The organism is Streptomyces sp. ISL-43, from assembly GCF_018614195.1.
Lineage (GTDB): Bacteria > Actinomycetota > Actinomycetes > Streptomycetales > Streptomycetaceae > Streptomyces.
The window spans coordinates 258,613-279,383 of the sequence record NZ_JAGGOT010000029.1 but is presented as its reverse complement, the minus strand read 5'-3'; the positions used below and the strand labels follow the sequence as shown (position 1 = coordinate 279,383).

At 75.2% G+C, this 20,771-nt stretch carries 17 protein-coding genes; 13 read left to right on the top strand and 4 right to left on the bottom strand.

The features are described 5' to 3' along the window. Positions 1-125 precede the first annotated feature (125 nt). The 4 genes from J7F03_RS17370 to J7F03_RS17355 all read left to right on the top strand — a co-directional run bounded on the left by J7F03_RS17370 (position 126) and on the right by J7F03_RS17355 (position 4,654). Entirely contained in the window at positions 126-1,484 is a 1,359-nt protein-coding gene (locus J7F03_RS17370) for a sensor histidine kinase (RefSeq protein ID WP_214950364.1), read from the top strand. Then, the gene (locus J7F03_RS17365; protein WP_214950362.1) at positions 1,481-2,164 is read left to right on the top strand and encodes a response regulator transcription factor; all 684 of its coding nucleotides are present in this window, start codon (positions 1,481-1,483) and stop codon (positions 2,162-2,164) included. Before J7F03_RS17370 ends, J7F03_RS17365 begins: the two co-directional genes overlap by 4 nt. 229 nt (positions 2,165-2,393) lie before the next feature. Beyond that, positions 2,394-3,437 (top strand): alpha/beta hydrolase, encoded by a 1,044-nt coding sequence (locus tag J7F03_RS17360; protein WP_214950360.1) that lies wholly within the window; start codon positions 2,394-2,396, stop codon positions 3,435-3,437. Beyond that, a complete protein-coding gene (locus J7F03_RS17355; RefSeq protein ID WP_214950358.1) occupies positions 3,434-4,654 on the top strand; it encodes an acyltransferase in 1,221 nt (406 codons plus the stop codon). Before J7F03_RS17360 ends, J7F03_RS17355 begins: the two co-directional genes overlap by 4 nt. A gap of 96 nt (positions 4,655-4,750) precedes the next feature. Here the strand turns inward: J7F03_RS17355 and J7F03_RS17350 are convergent, their stop codons facing one another. Then, positions 4,751-5,173 carry a DUF350 domain-containing protein gene (locus J7F03_RS17350; RefSeq protein WP_214950356.1) on the bottom strand — a complete coding sequence of 141 codons (423 nt, stop codon included), beginning with the start codon at positions 5,171-5,173 and terminating at the stop codon, positions 4,751-4,753. 103 nt (positions 5,174-5,276) lie between these two features. Here J7F03_RS17350 and J7F03_RS17345 point away from each other — a divergent pair, with 103 nt between their 5' ends. Next, positions 5,277-7,112: a GNAT family N-acetyltransferase gene (locus J7F03_RS17345; protein ID WP_308379652.1), complete on the top strand. Its 1,836-nt coding sequence runs from the start codon at positions 5,277-5,279 to the stop codon at positions 7,110-7,112. Here J7F03_RS17345 and J7F03_RS17340 read toward each other — a convergent pair. Then, a complete protein-coding gene (locus J7F03_RS17340) occupies positions 7,109-9,211 on the bottom strand; it encodes an AMP-binding protein (RefSeq protein WP_214950354.1) in 2,103 nt (700 codons plus the stop codon). The genes J7F03_RS17345 and J7F03_RS17340 overlap by 4 nt on opposite strands. A gap of 138 nt (positions 9,212-9,349) precedes the next feature. Between J7F03_RS17340 and J7F03_RS17335 the strand changes: the two genes are divergently transcribed. From J7F03_RS17335 to J7F03_RS17300, 8 genes are all read left to right on the top strand, one after another. Continuing rightward, positions 9,350-11,287: an ABC transporter ATP-binding protein gene (locus J7F03_RS17335; RefSeq protein WP_251072031.1), complete on the top strand. Its 1,938-nt coding sequence runs from the start codon at positions 9,350-9,352 to the stop codon at positions 11,285-11,287. Between the two features lie 53 nt (positions 11,288-11,340). Then, on the top strand, positions 11,341-11,721 hold the full coding sequence (locus tag J7F03_RS17330; protein WP_214950352.1) for a VOC family protein: 381 nt from the start codon (positions 11,341-11,343) through the stop codon (positions 11,719-11,721). Between the two features lie 149 nt (positions 11,722-11,870). Further along, positions 11,871-12,731, top strand: a complete 861-nt coding sequence (locus J7F03_RS17325; protein ID WP_308379650.1) for an NAD(P)-dependent oxidoreductase — start codon at positions 11,871-11,873, stop codon at positions 12,729-12,731. 184 nt (positions 12,732-12,915) lie between these two features. Then, positions 12,916-13,440 (top strand): gluconokinase, encoded by a 525-nt coding sequence (locus tag J7F03_RS17320; RefSeq protein ID WP_214950350.1) that lies wholly within the window; start codon positions 12,916-12,918, stop codon positions 13,438-13,440. Between the two features lie 131 nt (positions 13,441-13,571). After that, entirely contained in the window at positions 13,572-13,742 is a 171-nt protein-coding gene (locus J7F03_RS17315; RefSeq protein WP_214950348.1) for a hypothetical protein, read from the top strand. Positions 13,743-13,913: 171 nt separating this feature from the next. Beyond that, positions 13,914-17,177 (top strand): lantibiotic dehydratase, encoded by a 3,264-nt coding sequence (locus J7F03_RS17310; RefSeq protein WP_214950346.1) that lies wholly within the window; start codon positions 13,914-13,916, stop codon positions 17,175-17,177. Then, positions 17,174-18,523, top strand: coding sequence for a lanthionine synthetase C family protein (locus J7F03_RS17305; RefSeq protein ID WP_214950344.1), 1,350 nt, complete (start codon positions 17,174-17,176; stop codon positions 18,521-18,523). The genes J7F03_RS17310 and J7F03_RS17305 overlap by 4 nt, the downstream gene beginning before the upstream one ends. Before the next feature lie 53 nt (positions 18,524-18,576). After that, a complete protein-coding gene (locus tag J7F03_RS17300; RefSeq protein ID WP_214950343.1) occupies positions 18,577-19,170 on the top strand; it encodes a flavoprotein in 594 nt (197 codons plus the stop codon). A gap of 44 nt (positions 19,171-19,214) precedes the next feature. Here J7F03_RS17300 and J7F03_RS17295 read toward each other — a convergent pair whose 3' ends face one another. Beyond that, positions 19,215-19,451, bottom strand: a complete 237-nt coding sequence (locus J7F03_RS17295) for a hypothetical protein (protein ID WP_214950340.1) — start codon at positions 19,449-19,451, stop codon at positions 19,215-19,217. Then, the gene (locus tag J7F03_RS17290) at positions 19,448-20,710 is read right to left on the bottom strand and encodes a hypothetical protein (RefSeq protein WP_214950338.1); all 1,263 of its coding nucleotides are present in this window, start codon (positions 20,708-20,710) and stop codon (positions 19,448-19,450) included. Before J7F03_RS17290 ends, J7F03_RS17295 begins: the two co-directional genes overlap by 4 nt. Positions 20,711-20,771 lie beyond the last annotated feature (61 nt).

Genomic DNA, 20,771 nt, shown 5'->3' with positions numbered 1-20,771 from the left:
TCTATGCCGACCAGGTCCGGGGCCTGCTGCCCGTCCCGGGACCGCTTCCCGACCCGGACCCGCGGCCTCGACGGTGGGTGCCGCACGGGGCCGGCCCGTCCGCGGGCGCATACGCTGGACGGATCATGAGCGAACGAGCCCGATCCCTGTCCGCGTCCGCCGCCGCGAAGGCTTCCGCCGCCGCCAAGGCGGCCGGTGCCGCCGCGTCCGCCGCGGGGGCGCCGCGCGCGCTGACCCAGCTCGCGGTGTCGCTGCGCACGCCCGCGCGCGCCGCCGAGCCGCTGTTCGCCCAGGCGCCCAAGGCCTGGCAGCGGATGATGCCGTACGCGGTGGCCGCGGTGTGCGTGATGACGCTGCTGCCGGTCACGATCGTGGTGCTGACCAACGACTACAAGGCGGGCGGCGGCTGGGCCGGCGCGCTCGGTGTGGCCCAGACCGTGCCGCTGCTGCTCGCCGTGACCCGGCCGCTGCCCGCGTGGGCGCTGGTGCTGTTCGCGGACATCGTCGGGGCCGTCGTCCTGACCCAGGCCGACCAGGTGGCCCGGCACGCCTGGCCGTGGACGCCGATGGTGATCATCGGCTACCTGGTGCTCATGGCCTGCCTGGGGCTGCGGGAGACCATCCGGACCCTGGTCTGGGTGTGGCTGGCGACCGGGGCGGCCGGGGTGGTGCTGGGCTTCTTCCAGCCGGACGGGATCATCAACACCGTTGCCCTGCTGTTCGTGCTCTCCGGTGTCGTGCTCGCTCTGACGGGGGCGCTGCGCGGGCTCGGCGACGCGCGACAGAAGATCGCCGAGCAGGAGAGCATCAGCGAGGCCGAGCGGTCCCGGCGCACCCTGCTGGAGGAACGGGCGCGCATCGCCCGGGAGTTGCACGACGTCGTGGCCCATCACATGTCGGTGATCACGGTGCAGGCCGATTCGGCGCCCTACCGGCTGCCCGGCATGGCGGAGCCGGTCCAGGAGGAGTTCGCGGCGATCGCGGCGAGCGCCCGGGAGTCGCTGGGCGAGATGCGGCGGCTGCTGACGGTGCTGCGCGGGGACGAGACGGGCAGCGGCGACCTGGCCCCGCAGCCGGGGCTCGGCCGGTTGCAGCAGCTGGTGGAGGCGACCGTACGGGCGGGGCAGCCGGTGGAGTTGGCGCTGGCCGCGGGGGCCGCCGAGGCGGCGTCGCCGGCCGTGGACCTGTCCGCGTACCGGATCGTGCAGGAGGCCCTCGCCAATGTGGTGCGGCACGCGCCCGGCGCGCCGACCCGGGTGTCGGTGACGTTCGACGCCGAGGAGGTCCTCGTGCTCGTGGTCAACGGCCCCGCCCAAGACGCGGTGGTGGCGCTGGAGACCTCCGGCACCGGCCACGGTCTGGTGGGGATGCGGGAGCGCGTACGGTTGACGGGCGGGACGCTGGACACCGGTCCACTGCCCGACGGCGGCTTCCGGGTCGCCGCCCGCCTACCCCTGGACGCCCCGGCAGAGGAACAGATTTGACCATCCGCGTGATCATCGTCGACGACCAGGCCATGGTGCGGGCGGGGTTCGCCGCACTGCTGTCGGCGCAGGCCGACATCGACGTGGTGGGCGAGGCGCCCGACGGGCGCCAGGGCGTCCAGGTCTCGCGCACCGTCCACCCCGACGTGGTGCTGATGGACGTCCGGATGCCGGAGATGGACGGGCTGAGCGCCGCCCGCGAGCTCCTCGACCCCCCGCCGGGGGTGGTGCACCGGCCGAAGGTGCTGATGCTGACCACCTTCGACATCGACGACTACGTGTACGAGGCCCTGCGCGCGGGGGCCTCCGGGTTCCTGCTGAAGGACGCCCCGCCGGCGGATCTGATCGCGGCGGTCCGGGTCGTCGCCTCGGGCGAGGCGCTGCTCGCGCCTTCGGTGACCCGGCGGCTGATCGCCGACTTCGTCGAGCGGCGGCCGGCGCCGCGCAAGAACCCGGCGCTGCGGCTGAACGGGCTGACCCCGCGTGAGACCGAGGTACTGGAGCTCATCGCGCGCGGACTGTCGAACCAGGAGATCGCCGGGCACCTGGTGCTCGCCGAACAGACGGTCAAGACCCACATCGGGCGGGTGCTGGGCAAGCTGGACCTGCGGGACCGGGCCCAGGCGGTGATCTTCGCCTACGAGGCGGGGCTGGTGCGGCCGGGCGACGCGAAGGGCTGACCTGGGCGGCGGGCTCCGCGCGCCGTGGCACGCGGGCCGGGCTCAGCGGGTCGGGCTCAGCGGGTCGGGCTCCGCTCTCCGGGCGCCGCGCCCGCCGTACCCCTTGCCGCGTCCGAGGTCTCCTCCACCCCCTACCGGGGTATGACATCCGACTTGGCTCCACGGTCCGACGCCCCGACCGGCACCTCCTTCTTACCTTCCTCCTCGTCACGAGGAGAGGAGAAGGGGCATGCGCCGCTTCGCAAGGACACTGGTCACGGCCGCGCTCGCGGCGACCGTCGCAGGGGGGACCGCGGGATGGGCCTCGGCCGACACCCAGACGGCGGTCACCGGGCCGCCGCCGGGCACCGCCGCCTGGCGGGCGGACACGGTGTCCGGGCAGCCGCTGCCGGATCCGGCGCGGGCGACGCCGCGCGAGGTCGCGCGGTTCTTCGCCGGGCTGGACGAGGGCCGGGCGCGAAGCCTCGTACGGTCCCACCCGCTGGTGGCGGGCAATCTGGACGGGGCTCCGCTCCCTCTCAGGTACGAGGCCAACCGGCTGGCGGTCCTCGCCTCGGGTGAGGACCGCTTCGCCTCCCTCGGCGCGCCCGGCCGGCAGATCCTGGCCTTCGACCCGCGCGGGCGGGGCACGGTCGCCGAGGTGTTCGGGGACCTGGAGCGGGCCGCGCACGTCTCGGTGATCGTGCCGGGCTCGGACAACGACGCCACCACCTACGACCGCCCGCGAGCCCCGCACACCGGCCCGGCGGGCATGGCCCGTGCGCTGCGGGCCGCCTCCTCGGACTCGACCGCCGTCATCGCGTGGACCGGTTACACCACGCCCGTCGGGGTCGGGCTGGACGCGGCGCAGGGGCGGCTCGCCCAGGCGGGCGCGGTCCGCCTGGCGCGCTTGACGCAGGGGCTCAACGCGGTCGGCGCCCCCGACCCGGTGCTGTTCTGCCACAGCTACGGCTCGGTGGTCTGCGGACTGGCCGCCCGGGACACGGACGCCACCGACATCGTCGCGTTCGGCTCCCCGGGGATGCGCGCGGACACGGCCGCCGGGCTGCACACCACCGCCCGCGTGTGGGCGGCGCGCGGACCCTCCGACTGGATCTCCGACGTCCCCAACGTGGAGTTCGCCGGGCTCGGCCACGGCGCCGACCCCACCTCGGCTGCCTTCGGAGCCCGCCCGGTCCCCGCCGCCGACGTGGCCGGGCACACCGGCTACCTCACCCCCGGCACCCAGTCCCTGAAGGCGTTCGCCGCCATCGCGACGGGAGAATCCCGATGAGCACGCCGAGCCTCCTCGCCAAGGCGCGGGCCACCGCCGGCCGCATCGAGGCCAAGACCCCCGCCCACCGCGACCGGGCGATCGACGGACTGCGGGCGCTCGCCCTGCTGGCCGTGCCCACCGGGCACTGGCTGCTCGGCGGGTTCACCCTCGACTCCGACGGCGCCCTCCACAATGCCAGCCCGCTCTCCGCCTTCGGTGGCCTGGCACCGGCCGGCTGGCTGCTCCAGATGCTCGGGATCTTCTTCCTGGTCGGGGGCTACGCCTCGGTGCTCTCCTTCCGGCGGCGCACCGGCACCACCGGCTCGTGGCTGAAGGGGCGGATCGCCCGGCTCGGGCGGCCGGTGCTCGGGGTCACGGCGGTGTGGGCGCTGGCCGCGCCATTGCTGTACGCGGCCGGGGTGCCGGAGGCCACGCTGCGGACCGGGGCGACGCTGGTGATCCAGCCTCTGTGGTTCGTCGGGGTGTACGTGGCGGTCACCGCGCTGACCCCCTACTGCGTACGGGCGGCCCGCCGGCTCGGCGGCTGGGCGGCGGCTCCGCTGCTCGGCTCGGTCGCCCTGGTCGACTTCCTGCGCTACGGGCCCTTCGCGGACTCGGTGCCGGGCTGGCTGGCGCTGGTGAACATCCTTCCGGGCTGGCTGTTCGCCTACCAGCTGGGCGTGTCGTGGGGCGAGGGGCGGATCGGGCGGCGCGGGGCATGGCTGCTGCTGGCGGGCGGGGGCGTGCTGTTCGCGGCACTGCTGGTGGTCTTCCACTACCCGGCGTCGATGGTCGGCGTACCGGGCGAGGCCCGGACCAACTCGCACCCGCCGTCGCTGCTGGTCCTGGCACTGGCGTCAGTCCAGTCGGGGGCGGCGATCCTGCTGCGGGACCGGCTGGCCCGGCTGCTGGCCCGGCCGGCGCTGTGGGCGCCGGTGGTCGTGATCAACCTGTGCGCGATGACGATCCTGTGCTGGCACCAGACGGCGATGCTGGCGGCCGCCGTGCCGGGCTCGTCCGTGGGCGGGTTGGCGGGGCTGACGACGGCGCCGGACACCCTGGGGTGGATCGCGGGCAGGCTGGCGTGGATGCCGGTCTTCGCGGCGCTGCTGGTGGGCATCGCCCGGTACGCGCGCCGGTTCGAGCAGCCGTGGACGAAGGCGACGACCGTGCGCCGGACCGTGGCGGGCGTGCTGTCGGCCGGGTTCGCTGTCTTCGCGCTGGGGCTCGCGTAGGAGACGCCGCGGGGCCTGGGAGCACCGGTACGAAACGAGAGCGCCGCTCCCCGAAGGGAGCGGCGCTCTCGGCGTCGTGATGTCCGTGAACCGCCGTCAGGCGATGGAGGCGACGACGATCGCGGCCACCGCGATGTTGCAGGAGGCCGTCACCCACACCGCGGGGTGCGGCTCGGGGTCGACCACGATGGCGCCGAGCTTGCCCGGGGTCACCAGGTCGAGCACCAGGAACGCCACGGCCATCAGGACCAGGCCGAGGACGCCGAAGGCCGCGGTGGAGAGCAGGCCCTTCCCGAAGTCGTCGTAGGTCGTCCAGATCGAGGTGAAGACGATGCCGCCGATGCCGAGCAGCGCGGAGGAGAGCATGACGGAGGCGTTGCGGTTGCGCTCCTCCCAGATCTGCTTCGGCAGCTTGCCGGGGGTCAGCACGTCCACGAGGACGATGCCGAGGATGAGCAGCACCAGACCGACGCCGCCGAATGCCGTGGTGCGGCCGAGTCCGTTGATGATGTCGCTCATTGAGAAGCCGTCTCCGGGTGGGTAGGAAGTACGTCGCGCGCCTGTCGGCGCGGTGGCCGAATCTATCGCACGCTGTGGCACCGGACCATGGGGAGGTCAGGAAGTGGCAAAGCTCAGGCCCGCGCTGCCCGCGGAGGCGGATGCGCTGACGGTGCTGGTCATGCGGTCGAAGGCGCACTGGGGGTACGACGCGGAGTTCCTGGCCGCCTGCGCGCCCGAGTTGCGGATCGGGGCCGGCGACGAGGTGCGGCGGCGGATCGTGGTCGCCGAGGGCGGAGCCGACGACGGCTGCGGCGGCCGCGGTGCCCCGGTGCTCGGGCTCGCCTCCCTGGACGGGGAGCCGCCGCTCGGGCGGCTCGGGCTGCTCTTCGTGGAGCCGGCCGCCATCGGGCGGGGAGTGGGCCGCCTGCTCTACCGGGACGTGCTGCGGCGCGCCGCCGGGCTCGGTTTCCGCCGGCTGGTGATCGACTCCGATCCGCACGCCGCCGGGTTCTACCGGGCCCTGGGCGCGGCGTACCGGGGCGGTCCGGGCGCTCCCGGCGAACTGGTGCGGTTCGAGGTGGCGCCCTCGCCCCTGGCCGCCTGGGCCCGGGCTTGGACGGGCGGCGTGGCCGCCGTGCACGTGGGCAACGTCGCCGAGTACAACGCGCAGTTCGCCGACGCCTCGCTGGACCGGGAGCAGCGGGCCGCGCACCACTACGCCTGCCTGGCCGCCTTCTACAGTCCGCGGCCGGCCGCGCTGGTGCTGCCGCGCACGGTGCCGGCGGGCTGGATCGGCCTGGTCGGGCGCCAACTGGGCTGGCCCGCCGGTGTGGAGGTGTACGACGGGCTCGCGGAGCGGGGTCCTGGTCTGTCGGACTCCGTACGGGCCCGGCCGGCGCTGACCGCACGGCTGACCGGGGCCGCAGACGGGGCCGTAGCCGCGGGCTGCGAGGGGGCCGCGGCGCCCCTCGTGCCGTGGGGGCTGACCGCCCCCTTCGCTCGGCTGTCGGGACGGCCGTGGCGCCCGGGTGAGCTGCGGTACGAGTCGAAGTCGGCGGCTCACGAGCTGTTCGGCCGGATCCTGGCGGAGGGCGGCCACCCGGCGATCACGCTGCCCGCGCAGTGGCGGGCGGACACCCGGCGGGCGGCGGTCCGACTACTGGCGGCCCGGGCCAGGGCGGGCGAGAGCACTGTTCTCAAATCGGAGCACGGCGTCGGAGGTTCGGGCACGACGGTGGTGACCCCCGAGCGGGTCCGCGCGGCCGGCGGGGCGCGGGCGGTGCTGCGCGCGCTGCCGCGCGGACCGCTGCTGGTGGAGGAGTACGTGGCCGGCCCGGCGGACGCCGAGGAGCCGCGCGACCTCACGTACGACGGGTTCGTGGACGCGCGGGGCCGGGTGCACGAGGTCGGCGGCGCGGTGATGGACGTGGCGGACGGCGGGTACCGCGGGGCGACCGTGGGGCCCGGGGTGGTGCCCGGGTGGGCGGAGAAGCCGCTGCTGGCCTTCGGGGAGGCGGTGGGCCGGGAGCTGTCGGCCGCCGGCTACCGGGGCTGGTTCGACGTCGACTTCGTCGCCGACGGCGCGGGACGGCTCGCCCCGACCGAGACGAACCTGCGCCTGACCGGACCCTCCGTCGCCTTCATGGTGGCGGCCCGGCTCGACGAACTGCGGGGCGCGGGGCACCTCGTACGGATCGCCGACCGGGTGGAACTGGGCGCCCGCCTGCCGGAGGCCGCGTTCGACGAACTGTGCGAGGACCTGGCCCGCCGGTGCGCCGCGATCGGGTCGGTGTTCGTCCCCGCCATCCCGACCGGCGCCTTCGAGCCGGCGCCATGGATGGGCGCCCTGGTGGCCGCGACCGACAAGGAGGCGCTGGACGCGGCCGAACGGCTGGTGCGGGCGGGGGCACTGTCGGTCGGGGCGATGTTCGAGCAGGCGGGCGACGACAGGGCTTAGTCCGGGTCCACGTCGAAGGCGCTGGCCGGCGGACGGGATACGTAGACCGCCACGATGCCGGCGGCGATCATCAAGGGGATGTTGAAGGCGTAAACGAGGGCGGCCTGTTGGGGCCAGTCCTGCTTGGCCGCGAGCCGGTAGAGGTTGTCCTGCGGCCACCAGGCGGCCAGCAGGTAGACGATCGCCAGGTGGGCGGCCGCGGTGATGCCGGGGCCCCGGCGCATGTGGCGGCGCATCCGCGATCGGCCGGCGAACAGGAACAGCACACCGGCGGCGAACGACCAGGACTCGGCCAGGTAGAGAAGGAAGAAGAGCGTCGCGTAGGGGTTCGGGACGCCCGTGAGGTCCATGGACCCCGGCCAGAGGATCGCGGCCAGGCCCATGGCGAAGGCTCCCAGCACGAGCAGCGCTATCCCGCAGAAGAAGACGAAACCGGCCGTCCCGGCAGCCGTGGACCCCCCTGCCCGCGTGAACGCACCGTACTTGCCCCCGTCGGCGGTCCGCGCGTCCTCGGCCGACGACGCGGGCAGGGGCAGCACGGTCCGCTGCTCACGGCCGGCCCGGTCCCGGGGAAGCCGGGGCAGCCGGAACACGGCGCGCGGCAACATGGCGCCCGGGATCCTGCCCCCCAGGTGCCGGCGCAACTGCCCGCTGTCGGGAAGGTCGGAGCCCGGGGGCCAGGTGTCGTCCTCCGCGGCCGGTGCCAGGTAGGCGACGAGCATCGGCTGCGCGTTCTTGCCCGTGCCGGCGCCCCGGACCTCGGCCAGGACCGCGCCGCCGACCCCTTCGTACGTCCGGATCGCGGATTCGACGGGATGCGGGTCGAGGGGCCTGTTGTCCACGGTGAGCCGGTCGCGGATCCGGCCGCCGAACTCCAGCAGCCCGTCGGGGCGCAGCGCCCCGAGGTCGCCGGTCGGGATCGCCTCGCCGCCGCCCGGCACGGTGAGGCGGATCTCCCCGTCGCGCACGCCCACCCGGCAGCCGGGGAAGGGGGTGCCGATCAGCGAGAGCTCCTCGACCCCGTCCAACGGGCCGGCCAGTTGCGGGAGTTCGAACCAGGCGCCGGTGCCCGCCGACTCGGTGAGCCCGTAGACGTTGAGCACCCGGGCGCCGGACCGCAACCGGGCGAGCAGGGCGGACTGTTCGTCGAGGTAGAGGCGGTCGCCGGTGATCGTGACCATGCGCAGCGACCGCAGGCCCTCGTCCGGGCGGCGCAGGGTGTGCGACAGGACCGCCTCCCCGTCGCGCATCAGGAGCTGGGTGGCGGTGCCCGGGTCGGTGTGCAGGACGGTGACCCGCTCGGCGTCGACCGCGCGGCGCAGCGACTCGGCCGTCCAGCGCGGGCCCCCGGGCAGGACGAGGGCTCCGCCCTCGCACAGGGCCCGCGTCCACCCGGCGGCGAAGGGGGTGAGGTCGGGACCGGCGGTGATCAGGTGCCGGTCCTCGGGGGTCAGCCCGGCCGCCTCGGCCCAGCCGTCGTGGGCGGCGAGGAGCCGGTCGTGGCCGAGGGGGACGGCCCGGTGGTCCGCGCCCGCGGTGAACAGGACGGCGGCGGTGTCCCCTTGCGGGGCTCGGGTCCGGTCGTCGGCTCGGGCCTGGTCGGCGCGGGCCTTCGGGACACCCGCCTTCGGGGCCCGGACCGGCGGGTCGGTGGGCAGTGCGCTCAGCGCGGCCGCCTCCGCGCCGAGGCTGATCACCCGCAGGTCGCCGCCGTCGTCCAGGCGGGCCCGGTCCGCGGCGTCGCCGAGCAGGGCGAAGGGGCCGGCGGCGGCGAGCTGGAGCCGCCCGGTGCGCGGGTTCTGGACGTCGATGACGGCGTAGGCCGCACCGGCCTTGAGGATGCCGAGGAGGGCGACGAGGAGTTCGGCCCGCGGGGCGGTGCCCACGGCGACCACGGCCCCGTCGGGCAGTCCGGTGGCCAGCAGGTGGTGCGCCAACTGGTTGGCGCGGGCGTCGAGTTGGCCGTAGGTGAGACTCTCGGTACCGGCGACGACGGCCCGCGCACCGGGGGTGTCGCGCACCCAGCGCTCGAAGCGGGACAGAACGGTGTCGTCGGTGCGCCGGGCGGCATGCGTGGATGGCTCTGATCCCTGCGTCATGGACCGATTCTGCCATCGGGCACTGACGCGCACGAGGTCTCCGAAAATCCCTCGTACGAGCGGGCGTTGGTCATGGAACGGGGTAAGCGGCGCCCGCCCCTTGACCTCAAGTTTGGTTGAGGTCGTAACGTTCGGCGCATGGATATGGAAGTCACCGCCTGGACATCGCTGCACAGCGCGATCAACGCCCAGAAGGACCGGCGCCCGCTCTCGCGGGCCGGCCTGCGCCGCGTCGCCGCCTTCGCCCGCCCGCACCGCCGAGGGCTGACGCTCTTCCTGCTGCTCAGTGTGGTGACCGCGCTGCTCGCGGTGGCCACCCCGGTGCTCGCGAGCCGGGTGGTCACCGCGATCGTCGAGGGCCGCGAAGGCGGTACGGTCACCCGCCTCGCCCTCCTCATCGCCCTGATCGCGGTCGCGGAGGCGGGCCTCGGGCTGCTCGTCCGCCGGCTGTCGGCCACCCTCGGCGAGGGGCTGATCCTGGATCTGCGGACGGCGGTCTTCGACCACGTGCAGCGGATGCCGGTGGCGTTCTTCACCCGGACCCGCACCGGCGCGCTGGTCAGCCGGCTCAACAACGACGTGATCGGCGCGCAGCGGGCCTTCAGCAACACCCTCTCGGGGGTGGTGGCCAACACCGTGACCCTGCTGCTGACCCTGACCGTGATGCTGGGCATCTCCTGGCAGATCACCTTGCTGGCCCTCGTACTCCTGCCGGTGTTCGTACTGCCCGCGCGCCGGATGGGGGCGCGGATGGCGGGGATGCAGCGGGAGGCCTCGGCGCTCAACGCGTCGATGGGCACGCAGATGACCGAGCGGTTCTCCGCGCCGGGCGCGACGCTGGTGAAGCTGTTCGGGCGGCCGGCCGACGAATCGGCGGAGTTCGCGGCGCGGGCGGCCCGGGTCCGCGACATCGGGATCCGCACGGCGATGGCCCAGTCGGCCTTCATCACCGCCCTGACGCTGGTCTCCGCGCTGGCCCTGGCGCTCGTCTACGGACTCGGCGGCCACTACGCCCTGCGCGGCACCCTGGACGCGGGCTCCGTCGTCGCCCTCGCCCTCCTGCTGACCAGGCTGTACGCGCCGCTGACCGCGCTCGCCGGGGCGCGGGTGGAAGTGATGAGCGCCATGGTCAGCTTCGAGCGGGTCTTCGAGATCCTCGACCTGAAGCCGCTGATCTCCCAGAAGCCGGACGCGGTCCGGGTCCCGGACGGGCCGGTGGCCGTGGAGTTCGACCGGGTCTCCTTCGGCTACCCCTCCGCCGACAAGGTCTCGCTGGCCTCCCTGGAGGAGGTCGCGACCCTGGACGCGCGCGGCGGCACGCAGGTGCTGCACGAGGTGTCCTTCCGCGCCGAGCCCGGCCAGATGATCGCCCTGGTCGGCTCGTCCGGCGCCGGCAAGTCGACGATCGCGCAGCTGCTGCCCCGGCTGTACGACACCGACGCGGGCGCGGTCCGCCTCGGCGGGATCGACGTACGGGACCTCACCGCCGACTCCATCCGCGACACGCTGGGCATGGTCACGCAGGACGGCCACCTCTTCCACGAGTCGGTACGGGCCAACCTGCTGCTGGCCCGACCGGAGGCGGGAGAGGACGAGATCTGGGAGGCCTTGCGCCGCTCCCGCCTGGACGGCCTCGTGGCCTCGCTCCCGGACGGGCTCGACACGGTCGTCGGCGAGCGCGGCTACCGGCTGTCGGGCGGGGAGCGCCAGCGGCTCACCATCGCGCGGCTGCTGCTGGCCAGGCAGCGCGTGGTGATCCTGGACGAGGCCACCGCCCATCTGGACTCCACGTCGGAGGCGGCGGTCCAGGAGGCCCTGGGCGAGGCCCTGGCGGGCCGCACCGCCGTGGTGATCGCACACAGGCTGTCGACGGTGCAGGCGGCCGACCTGATCCTGGTGGTGGAGGACGGCCGCATCGTGGAACGCGGCACCCACGCCTCACTGCTGGCGGCGGGCGGACGGTACGAGGAGCTGTACCGCACCCAGTTCGCGACGGCCGGCCCGGACGGGGACACGCCGTCGGCGGACACCCTCTCGGGCGGCGCGGCGGGCGCGGCGGCCGTGTCCGGCGGATGATGGCCGACAGGCCCGCACCGCCCACCCCTCACCGCTGGGAGCAGGAACAGCCGATGGACATCAAACTGGAACTGGTCGCCGTCCCGGTCACCGACGTCGACCGCGCCAAGGCCTTCTACGAGCGGATCGGCTTCCACGCCGACCACGACGTCACGGTCAGCGAGGACATCCGCTTCGTCCAGCTGACCCCGCCGGGTTCGGCCTGCTCGATCGCCCTCGGCAAGGGCCTCACCCGGATGACCCCGGGCTCGCTGGACAACATGCAGGTCGTGGTCACGGACATCGAGGTGGCGTTCGCCGACCTCAAGGGCCGCGGCATCGAGGTGACGGAGATCCAGGACCTGCCCTGGGGCTCCTTCGTCTACTTCTCCGACCCGGACGGCAACGGCTGGGCGGTCCAGCAGACCACCCCGCGCACGGCCTCGGCGGACTGAGTGTCCGCGGCGGGGGTGGCGGCCGGCTGACCTTCGGGCGGAGCCCGTCGGATTCGGGCCGGAAGGCCTCGAATCGGGCGATCGGCCCGCGGACCGGTGGAGACTGTCCCCCGGGGACACCTGAGGGACGACCGAATGGGAGTGAAGCCGTGAGCGCCGTCGCACTGCTGGGGACCGGGATCATGGGATCAGGCATGGCCCGGAACCTGCTCGAGGCCGGACTCGAAGTCCGCGTGTGGAACCGGACCCGGGAGAAGGCGGCCGCCCTGGCCGCAGACGGCGCGGTGGTCACCGACAGCCCGGCCGAGGCGGTGGCCGGTGCCGATGTCGTGCTCACCATGCTGGCCGACGGCGCGGCGGTGGCGCGGGCCATGGCCGCGGCCGAGGAGGGGCTGAGCGCCGGCCAGGTGTGGGCGCAGATGGGCACGGTCGGCGTGGCCGCGCTGGACGAACTGGCCGCCTTCGCCCAGGAGCGCGGGCTCGTCTTCGTCGACGCCCCGGTGCAGGGGACCCGCCAGCCCGCCGAGGCGGGAACCCTGGTGGTACTGGTGTCCGGCCCGGCCGACCCCCGTCTGGACCCGGTCTTCGCCGCCGTCGGGAGCAAGGTGCTGCGGGTCGGGGACGCGCCGGGCGCGGCGACCCGGCTGAAGCTGGCCACGGTCGGGTACGCGATCACCGTGACGGCGGCCGTGGGCGAGGCCCTGGCACTGGCCGAGGGGCTGGGGGTGGACACGGACCTGTTCGCGCAGGTCGTGACGGGCGGACCGATGGACAACCCCTACCTCCAGGCCAAGATGCGAGCCGTGCTGGAGCGGGACTTCACACCGAACTACACGGTGCGCGGTGCCGAGAAGGACACCGGCCTGATCGCCGACGCCGCCGAGGCGGCCGGGGTCTCGGTGGACCTGGCTGTCGCCGCGCGGGCCCGTTTCCACCGCGCCGACTCCCTGGGCCACGGTGACGAGGACATGGCCGCCGGCTACTTCGCGGGCTTCCCCGACCAGCCCTGACCGCGTCTTCGAATGCCCCGCCGCCGGCCCCGGCGAGCAGCCCGCTCTCGCCGTGTCCGGTTCGACGGCGGTGCGCAGCCCTTGGACAGGTACGGCGCGATGGGTTTCAGTGGTGCCAGGCGCCGCACCCGTCGGCCGGGCGCCGTACGGGCCGGTGCCGACGAGAACGGCGAGGTGTTCGGGGATGCGCGTCATCGTGGTGATGGGAGTGGCGGGTACGGGCAAGACGACCGTGGGCCGGCTGCTCGCCGAGGAGCTCGGCCTTCCCTACGCGGAGGGCGACGCCTTCCACCCGGCGGCAAACGTCGCCAAGATGTCGGCCGGCACCCCGCTGGACGACGACGACCGGTGGCCCTGGCTGGACGCCATCGGCGAGTGGATGCGCAACCGGGCCGGCCTCGGCGGCGGGGTCGTCGCCGCTTCCGCGCTCAAGCGCGTCTACCGCGACCGGCTGCGCGCCACCGCTCCCGGGACCGTGTTCGTACACCTCACCGGCGAGCGGCCGCTCATCGAGAAGCGGACGGCGGCGCGCGAGGGGCACTTCATGCCCCTCGCGCTGCTGGATTCGCAGTTCGCCACGCTGGAGGCGCTGGACCCGGACGAGGCCGGCGTCCTCGTCGACGTCTCCGGGAGCCCGCGGGAGGTCGCCGCACGAGCGCTCGCCGCCCTGCGGGAGCTCCCCGCGCCGGAGGAGGGGAAGGTCGGCTGACGGGGTCGGCGGCAGGGCCGTACGGGCGGTCATCGGTCGCGATCTTCCTGGACGGGATCTTGAGGTTCTTTCAAGGTGCGGCTGCCACCTTGTCGGCCGTACCCACCCCGCTCCGAGCAGAGGAGAACCCCATGCCCACCCTGGCCCCCGAACGCGATGCCGAGCTCGCCGCGTCGATGAGCGACGACCTCTTCGACCTCGACGTGCAGATCGAGGTCACGACGAAGCCCGAGGCCGGCTGGCACAGCATCGGCTGCAGCATCACGTGCAGCTCCTGCATCCAGAGCACCTGTTACTGCTGAGGCTGCTCAGACCGCTGAGACCGCGGAGCCAGGAGGCCGGCGGCCCACCGCCGCCGGCCCCTCGCCCGTCCGCGCACCAGCCCGTCCGCGCACCGCCCGCCGCGCCACCCAGCGCGTCCGCGCACCCGCCCGTCCGCGCAACTCGCCGCCAACGTCAGGGGACCGGTCCCGATGCCGCCGAAGCCCTCGCACCGCACGTACTTCCGCGCCGTACCCGCCGCCCTGCTGCGCGCGCCGGCGCGCGGCCGCCTCCGGGAGCCGGCCCGGACGTCCGCCGGCGGACCGCCCGACAGCCGGAGCGCCTGCGAGGAGGTCCTGCGCGACGCGGCGGCCGACGCCCCCTTCATGGAGGCCCTGCACGTGGCCAGCGCCTCGCTGGCCCGCCTGGTGGAGTCGAGCACCGAGCCCGGCCGGCTCGCCTCCCGCACCGACGCACAGCTGCGCAAGGCCGCGGTCTCCGTGGTCCGGTACGAGGCCAGGATGCGTTCGCGGTCCACCCCGTTCGGGCTGTTCGCGGGGGTCGCCCCCGTGCGCATCGGCACCTCGGCGAAGGTGTCCTGGCCGGAGCCCCCGACCAGCCGCACACGGGTGGACCTGGACTGGCTCTCCCGGCTGATCCGCGAACTGGAGCAGGACAGCGACCTGTTGCCGCACCTCACCGTGCACGCGCACACCGGAGTGGTCCCGCGCGGCGGCCGGCTGGTCATGGCCACGCCCTCCAATCCCGGCACCGGCGCGGGGGACGCGGCCCGCAGCGAGGTGTCCGTCCGCGTCACGCCCGTGGTCACGGCCGCCCTCGAACTGGCCTCCGACGGCATCCTCGCGGGTGCCGCGATCGCCTCGCTCGAGCGGCGGTTCCCCACCGCCCCGGCCGGCGCCGTCGCCGGACTCCTCGCCACGCTGGTCCGGCAGGAGTTCCTGATCACGGGCCTGCGGCCGGTACTCGACGGCAGCGATCCGCTGAACCGGCTGATCAGGGTGCTCGCCGCCGCGTCCGAGTCGGCCGGCGCACCGCTCCCGGTCCTGACCGCGCTGCGGGATGCCGCCGCGGCCCGGGACCGGTTCGACGCGGCCGCGCCCGGGTCCCGACGCACGGCGCTCGCCGAACTCGAAGCCGGTCTGCGCCGGCTCGGGGCGCGGGACGGCGACCGGCTCGTCCACGTGGATCTGGCGCTGGGCGCCGACGTGCGACTGCCGCAGGCCGTCGCCGACGAGGCGGCCCGGTCGATGGACGTGCTGTGGCGGCTGTCGCCGCAGGGCCCGGGCATGCCGGCGCTGCGCCCCTACCACCTGGAGTTCGTGGAGCGGTACGGCACCGACCGGGTCGTCCCGCTCCTCGAGGTCCTCGACGACACGGTCGGACTCGGAGCGCCCCCGGGCTACGAGTGGCCGGCCTCCTCCCGCGCCGAGGAGCCGCACGCCCCGTCGGACCGGGCCCGCGATCTGCTGCTCGGCCGGCTGGCCGCCGCGGCGGTCCGGGACGGGGCGCGCGAGGTGGTCCTCGACGAGGCCCTGGTGGACCGGCTAGCGCCCGGGGAGCCTGACCTCGCGCGGCTGCCGAGGTCCTGCGAGCTGTTCTGCACCCTGGTCGCGGAGTCCGAAGAGGCGCTGGACCGGGGGGATTTCCTGCTCGTCACGGGGCCGGGCCCCGGACCCGCCGAGGCCGGGGCGACGTTCGGCCGGTTCGCGGGGATCGCGGGCGGAGTCACCGAGGAGCTGGCCGACGCCGTACACCGGGACGTGCCGGGCGCCGCGCACCTCACGGTCGCGTTCCAGCCCCGTACGACCCGGGCGCTGAACATCGCGAACAGCCCGCGCGCCGCCGAACACCAGGTGGCCATCGGGCTGCCGCCGGACCCCGCCGCGAGCGCCGTGCGGCTCGACGAGATCGGCGTCGCGGGAAACACCGAACACCTCTACGCGGTCCATCTGCCCACCGGCCGGCGGCTGCTCCCGCACACTTCGCACGCCCTCGACCTGCGCGGCCAGGCGCCCAACGCCGCCCGGTTCCTGCTGGAGCTCGGGCGCGACGCCACCCGGATGTGCACCCCGTGGGACTGGGGTCCCGTCAAGAGCGGGCCGTTCCTGCCGCGCGTCCGGTACGGCCGCACGGTCCTCTTCCCCGCGACCTGGCGCCTCGACGAACTGCGCGAGCACACCTCCGGCGAACCGGCCGCCTGGTCCCGTGCGGTGGCCGGCTGGCGGGCGCGGTGGCGGGTCCCGGAGCGGATCGTGCTGAGCCGGCTCGACCACCGGCTGCACCTCGACCTGTCCGACGACTGGCACCTGGAGGTCCTGCGGGACGCGATCGCCAAGGACCCCGATCTCTTCGTGCTGGAGGTCCCGGGCGGCGAGGGCCGCCCCGACGGCTGGCTGCGGGCCCCGGACGGCGCGCCCCGGGCGGCCGAACTGGCCTTGGCGTTCACCGGCGCCGAAGGCCCCGCCGGGCGGCTCCGGGCCGCGCCCCCGCCCACCGCGGGGCCGCGGGCCGCCGAGGTGGGTGGCGAGTGGCTCTACGCCAAGCTCTACCTCCCCGGCCGGCACACCGCCGCCTTTCTCTGCGAACGGCTCACCCCCTTCCTGGCCGGGCTGCCCACCGAGTGCCGGGAGCTCGTGGACCGGTGGTTCTTCATCCGCTACCGGGACCAGGAGGACCATCTGCGCCTGCGCTTCCACGGACCCGCCGGGCCGCTGTGGGAGCGGCTGCTGCCCGCCCTGCGCGCGGCGGTCCTGGAGTGGACCGCCGAGGGCCTGGTCGGGCGGTGCGTCCTCGACGCGTACGAGCCCGAGTGGGAGCGGTACGGCGGGCCGGACGCCCAGGAAGCCGCCGAGCGGTTCTTCGCCGCCGACAGCCGCGCGGCACTCGCCCTGCTGCGGGCCGCCCGAAGTCAGGGGGCGGACGGGCCCCGTTGGGACCAGGAAGCCCTCGCCGCGATGTCGATGGCCTCGATCGCCCAGGCCTTCGGCCCGCCGCCCGCACCCGAAGACGCGGCCGTCGGCGACGTGGACGCCCACCACCGCCGGGCCGGCGCCGCTCCCGCCCGGTACGGGCCGGAGGAGCCCGGCGCCGCCTGGCTGTCCGGCGGCGAGGCGGGCCGCGAACTCCCCGACGGATTCCGGGCCGACCGGGCCCGGTGGCTCGCGCTGATCGACCCGGCCGGCGGGTGGCCCGCGCTCGCGCAGAGCCCCGCCGGACGCGAGGTGCTCGCCGCGCTGACGGACCAGGCGACCGAGCTGCGCGCCTACCGGGAACTCCTCGACCGGCTCGCCGGCACCGGCGAGAGCTGGTCCCCGCTGCCCCGCGTGGCCGCGGGCCTGCTGCACATGACCTGCAACCGGCTGCTCGGCCCCGACCGGGACGCCGAGAAGCGGGCGTACGCCATCGCCCGCGCCTGTGTGACGGGCAACGCCGACCGAAGGAGGCACCAGCGGTGACCACGGCCACCAGCCGGATCGAGACCACCGTCGCGCGGGTGGCGGACGCTCTCGCCGACCCCGAGACGCTGATCCGGCACACCGGCGACCGCAGGGCCGCGGTGTCGCTCGACGGCAGCGCCGGCGCCGCGCTGTTCCTCGCCGAACTCGCCGCGCACGACCGGGACCGGCTGCCGGCCGCCCACGCGCAGCTCGCGGTGGCCGCGCGGGCCCTGGCGGGAACCGCCACGGCCGGGCTGCACTACGGGCCCGCTTCGGTCCTGGCCGCCGCCCAGGCCTGCGGGCGGCTCGGCGGGCACTATCCCCGGCTGCGCCACCAGCTGACCGCGCACGTCGCGGCCGAACAGCTCGCCCGGATCGCCGCCGAACCGCCCGGCGAGGGGGTGGCCTGGTCGGCGTACGACATCATCGCCGGGACCACCGGAACCGGCCGGCTGCTGCTCGGCGCGGTGACCGAGGGGGATCAGCAGGAGCGGGCGGCGGCCGAACCGGCGCTGCGGGCCACCCTCTCCCATCTCGTCGCCCTGTCCCTGCCGATCACGGCCGACGGCCACCGGGTCCCCGGCTGGTGGGTGCCCGGACCCCTGCAGCCGACCGGCGCCGACCGCGAGGCCTTCCCGCGCGGGGACTTCAACCTCGGGCTCGCCCACGGCATCGCCGGACCGCTGGCGCTGCTGGCCCTCAGTGCGCAGGCTGGTGTGACGGTGGACGGCCAGCTCGCCGCCGTCGGGCGGATCGGCGGCTGGCTCGCCGACCGGGCCGACCACGACGCGTTCGGGCCCTACTGGGAACCGCGGCTGCCCTTCGACGACGAGCTCGTGCGGAGCGCGGGCGCCTCGACGGAGCCTTCCCCTTACGCGGCCGCCGCGTCGGGCGGGGCCTGGTGCTACGGGGCGGTGGGCATCGCGAACGCGCTGGCCCGGGCCGCGCAGCTCAGCGGGGAGCCCGGCTGGCGGCGGCTCGCGTTGGGCAGCGCCCGTGCGCTCTTGCGCCGCCCCGGCACGGACCGGCATCTGAAGGGCCCCACCGTCTGCCACGGCCACGCCGGTTTCCTGCAGAGCCTGTGGCGGCTGGGCCGGCTGACCGGGGACCGGGAGCTGCTCGACGGGGCCGCGCCCCTGGCCGGGGAGCTGGCCGCGATGGCGGACGAGGACGCCCCCTTCGCCTTCCGCCATCTGGCACCGGCCCGCCGCGACCAGGGCTGGGACCGCACGCAGCGATTGTGCGCCGAGGACAACGGCGGACTCCTCGAAGGGGCCGCCGGAGTCGCGGCGGCGCTCCTCTCGCTCGTGCCCGGTCCCTCCGCGGACGGCCCGCACTGGGACCGCGTACTGCTCCTGTCCTGACCGCCCCAGCCCACGCCCACGCCCCGCCCCGCCCCGTACGAGGAGAACCGCCCATGAGCTCCGAGCCCACGTCCGCGCGCGACCTCCTCGACCTGCCCCGGGGACAGCTCCTGATGGTGGGCACGGGGGCCTTCGACGTGGTGAAGATGCCGAGCTGGGTGATGTGGCTGCGGGTGACATGCGGCTGGTCGGTACGGGTCTGCCTGACCGCGTCCGCCGACCTCCTGGTGTCCCGGCGGGCCGTGGCGGCCGCGGCCCAGGCGCCGGTCAGCGGGCCCGAGTGGGAGACCGAGCAGGGCCGGGTGCCGCACCAGGAACTGGCGGAGTGGGCCGACCTGGTCCTGGTGCTGCCCGCGACCGTGAACTTCATCGGCAAGTGCGCGGCGGGCATCGCCGACGACCTCGCCCTGACCACGGTCATGAACACCGCGGCACCCGTCGTCATCGGACCGTCGGTCCCGGCCACCGCGCTGCGCCGCCCGGCGGTCCGGCGGAATCTGCGCACCTTGCAGGAGGACGGCTTCTTCGTGGTGCCTCCGGTGGCGGGCACCTCCGTGCACGAGGGCCGGACAACCGAGGGCTGGGGCAGCGAACTGGGCCCCGCGCTGGAGCACGCGGCCAAGGCACTCGCCGCGCGCCCGCTCTGACGCCTGGCAAGGGGACGGAGTTCGTCGTCGGCCGAGGACAGCACTCAGGGCCTGAGCGGGGGCCTGGGCGCGACGAGTTGGGCCGCCGCCAGGTCGAAGCCGCCCGCCGCGGTGGCGCAGCGGTCGGCCAGGCCGGCCACCTCGGCGCGCAGCGCGTCGGCCCGCGGACCCTGCCAGCGCAGGTCTCCCGCGGCCCGGCGCAGGCACTCGGCGTGCGTGCGCAGGGCTGCCGAGTGGGCGCGCAGTCCGTCGGCCGGGGCGGGGTCGGGGGTGTCCGTCACCGGGGCCTCCCCGGGGCGAAGGCGTCGGGCAGACCGGGCACGCCGACGAGGTGGCTCGCGGTGACCCTGCCCTGGAATCCGGCGAGCGCCGCCGCGGACTCGGGGTCGGGGCACACCCGGGTGACCGGGTAGACGGTGGTGAAGTCCCGGCTCGTGGCCAGCCGTTCGGCCGTTTGCCCGCCCGGGCCGCGGCCGACCAGGGCGAGTTCGGTTCCGGAAGGCACGAGGCGCCGTACGGTCGCGGCCACCGTGCGCGCGTACTCGTCATGGGCGTCATGCGCGTCATGCGTGTCATAGGGGTGATGCGCGTCATCGGGGTCGTCGTCTGCGTGGGCCGGGTGGCCCTGGCCATCGGCGTGCCGGGGTCCCGCGCGGCCGGACTCACCAGGTGGACCGGCGAGTTGGACCACGCACCGCTCGGTGCCGTCCGGGCCGATGACCGACTGGAGCAGGATCGCGCCGGCGGTCCCCCTGATCCGGTCCGCGTTGCGCCCGTACCCGGCGGCGGTGCCAGTGGTGTCCAGCTCGCCGATGAGACCGGCCTCCGGCTCGGCCCAGGCGGGCGCCCGGTCGAAGAAGGCCCGGAAGGCGGCGCCGAGTCCGAGGAACGGTGCGGCGGTCACGGCCCGGCCGGTGGCGACCTGCCAGCCGGCGTGGTCGTTGAGGGGGTTGTCGTCGGTCAGCGCGCTCCAGGCCAGGATGTCGGCGAAGGAGGGGTTCAGCAGGGCGAAGGCGGGTCCGGCGCCCTGTCGGCGCATGAGGTCGCGGAACTCGCGGACGGCGTCGGCCTGCCGGTCCTCCTCCACGGCCCGGAAGACCTCCGCGGCGGCCGGGTCCGCCGGCATCCCCGGGTTGCGTGTGCACGCGACCCGGATCCGGCCCTTGAGGCCGCACACCGCGAGGCTGACGGCGAGGCTCTCCCGCCTGGCGAGGACCCCGGCGAGCCAGCCGGCCCGCGCGACGCCCCGGCCGCGCGGGGCCCAGCCGAGTCCGGCCGGGTCGGTGAGGGTGCGCAGCAGCGTGCGCCAGGCCGTCCGGCGGCGGCTGCCGCGGGCCAGGGCGGTGACCGGGAGCCGGGAGCCGAGGGCCAGTCGGGAGGCGTAGTGGGCGGCTTCGCCGACGGCGTCGGCCGCCTCGGCCAGCTCCCGGCACAGGGCGTCCAGTTGATCGGCGTCCGGGTCGGCGTCCGGATCGGTGGATCCAGTGGTCGCGGAGGGCGCGGCGTCGGACATGGATTCCTCGTCGGGTCGGATGGACATCGGGTGGGGATCGCACGGGGCGAGTGGGACGGGTGGGGCAAGTGAGCGGGCATCCAGGGGA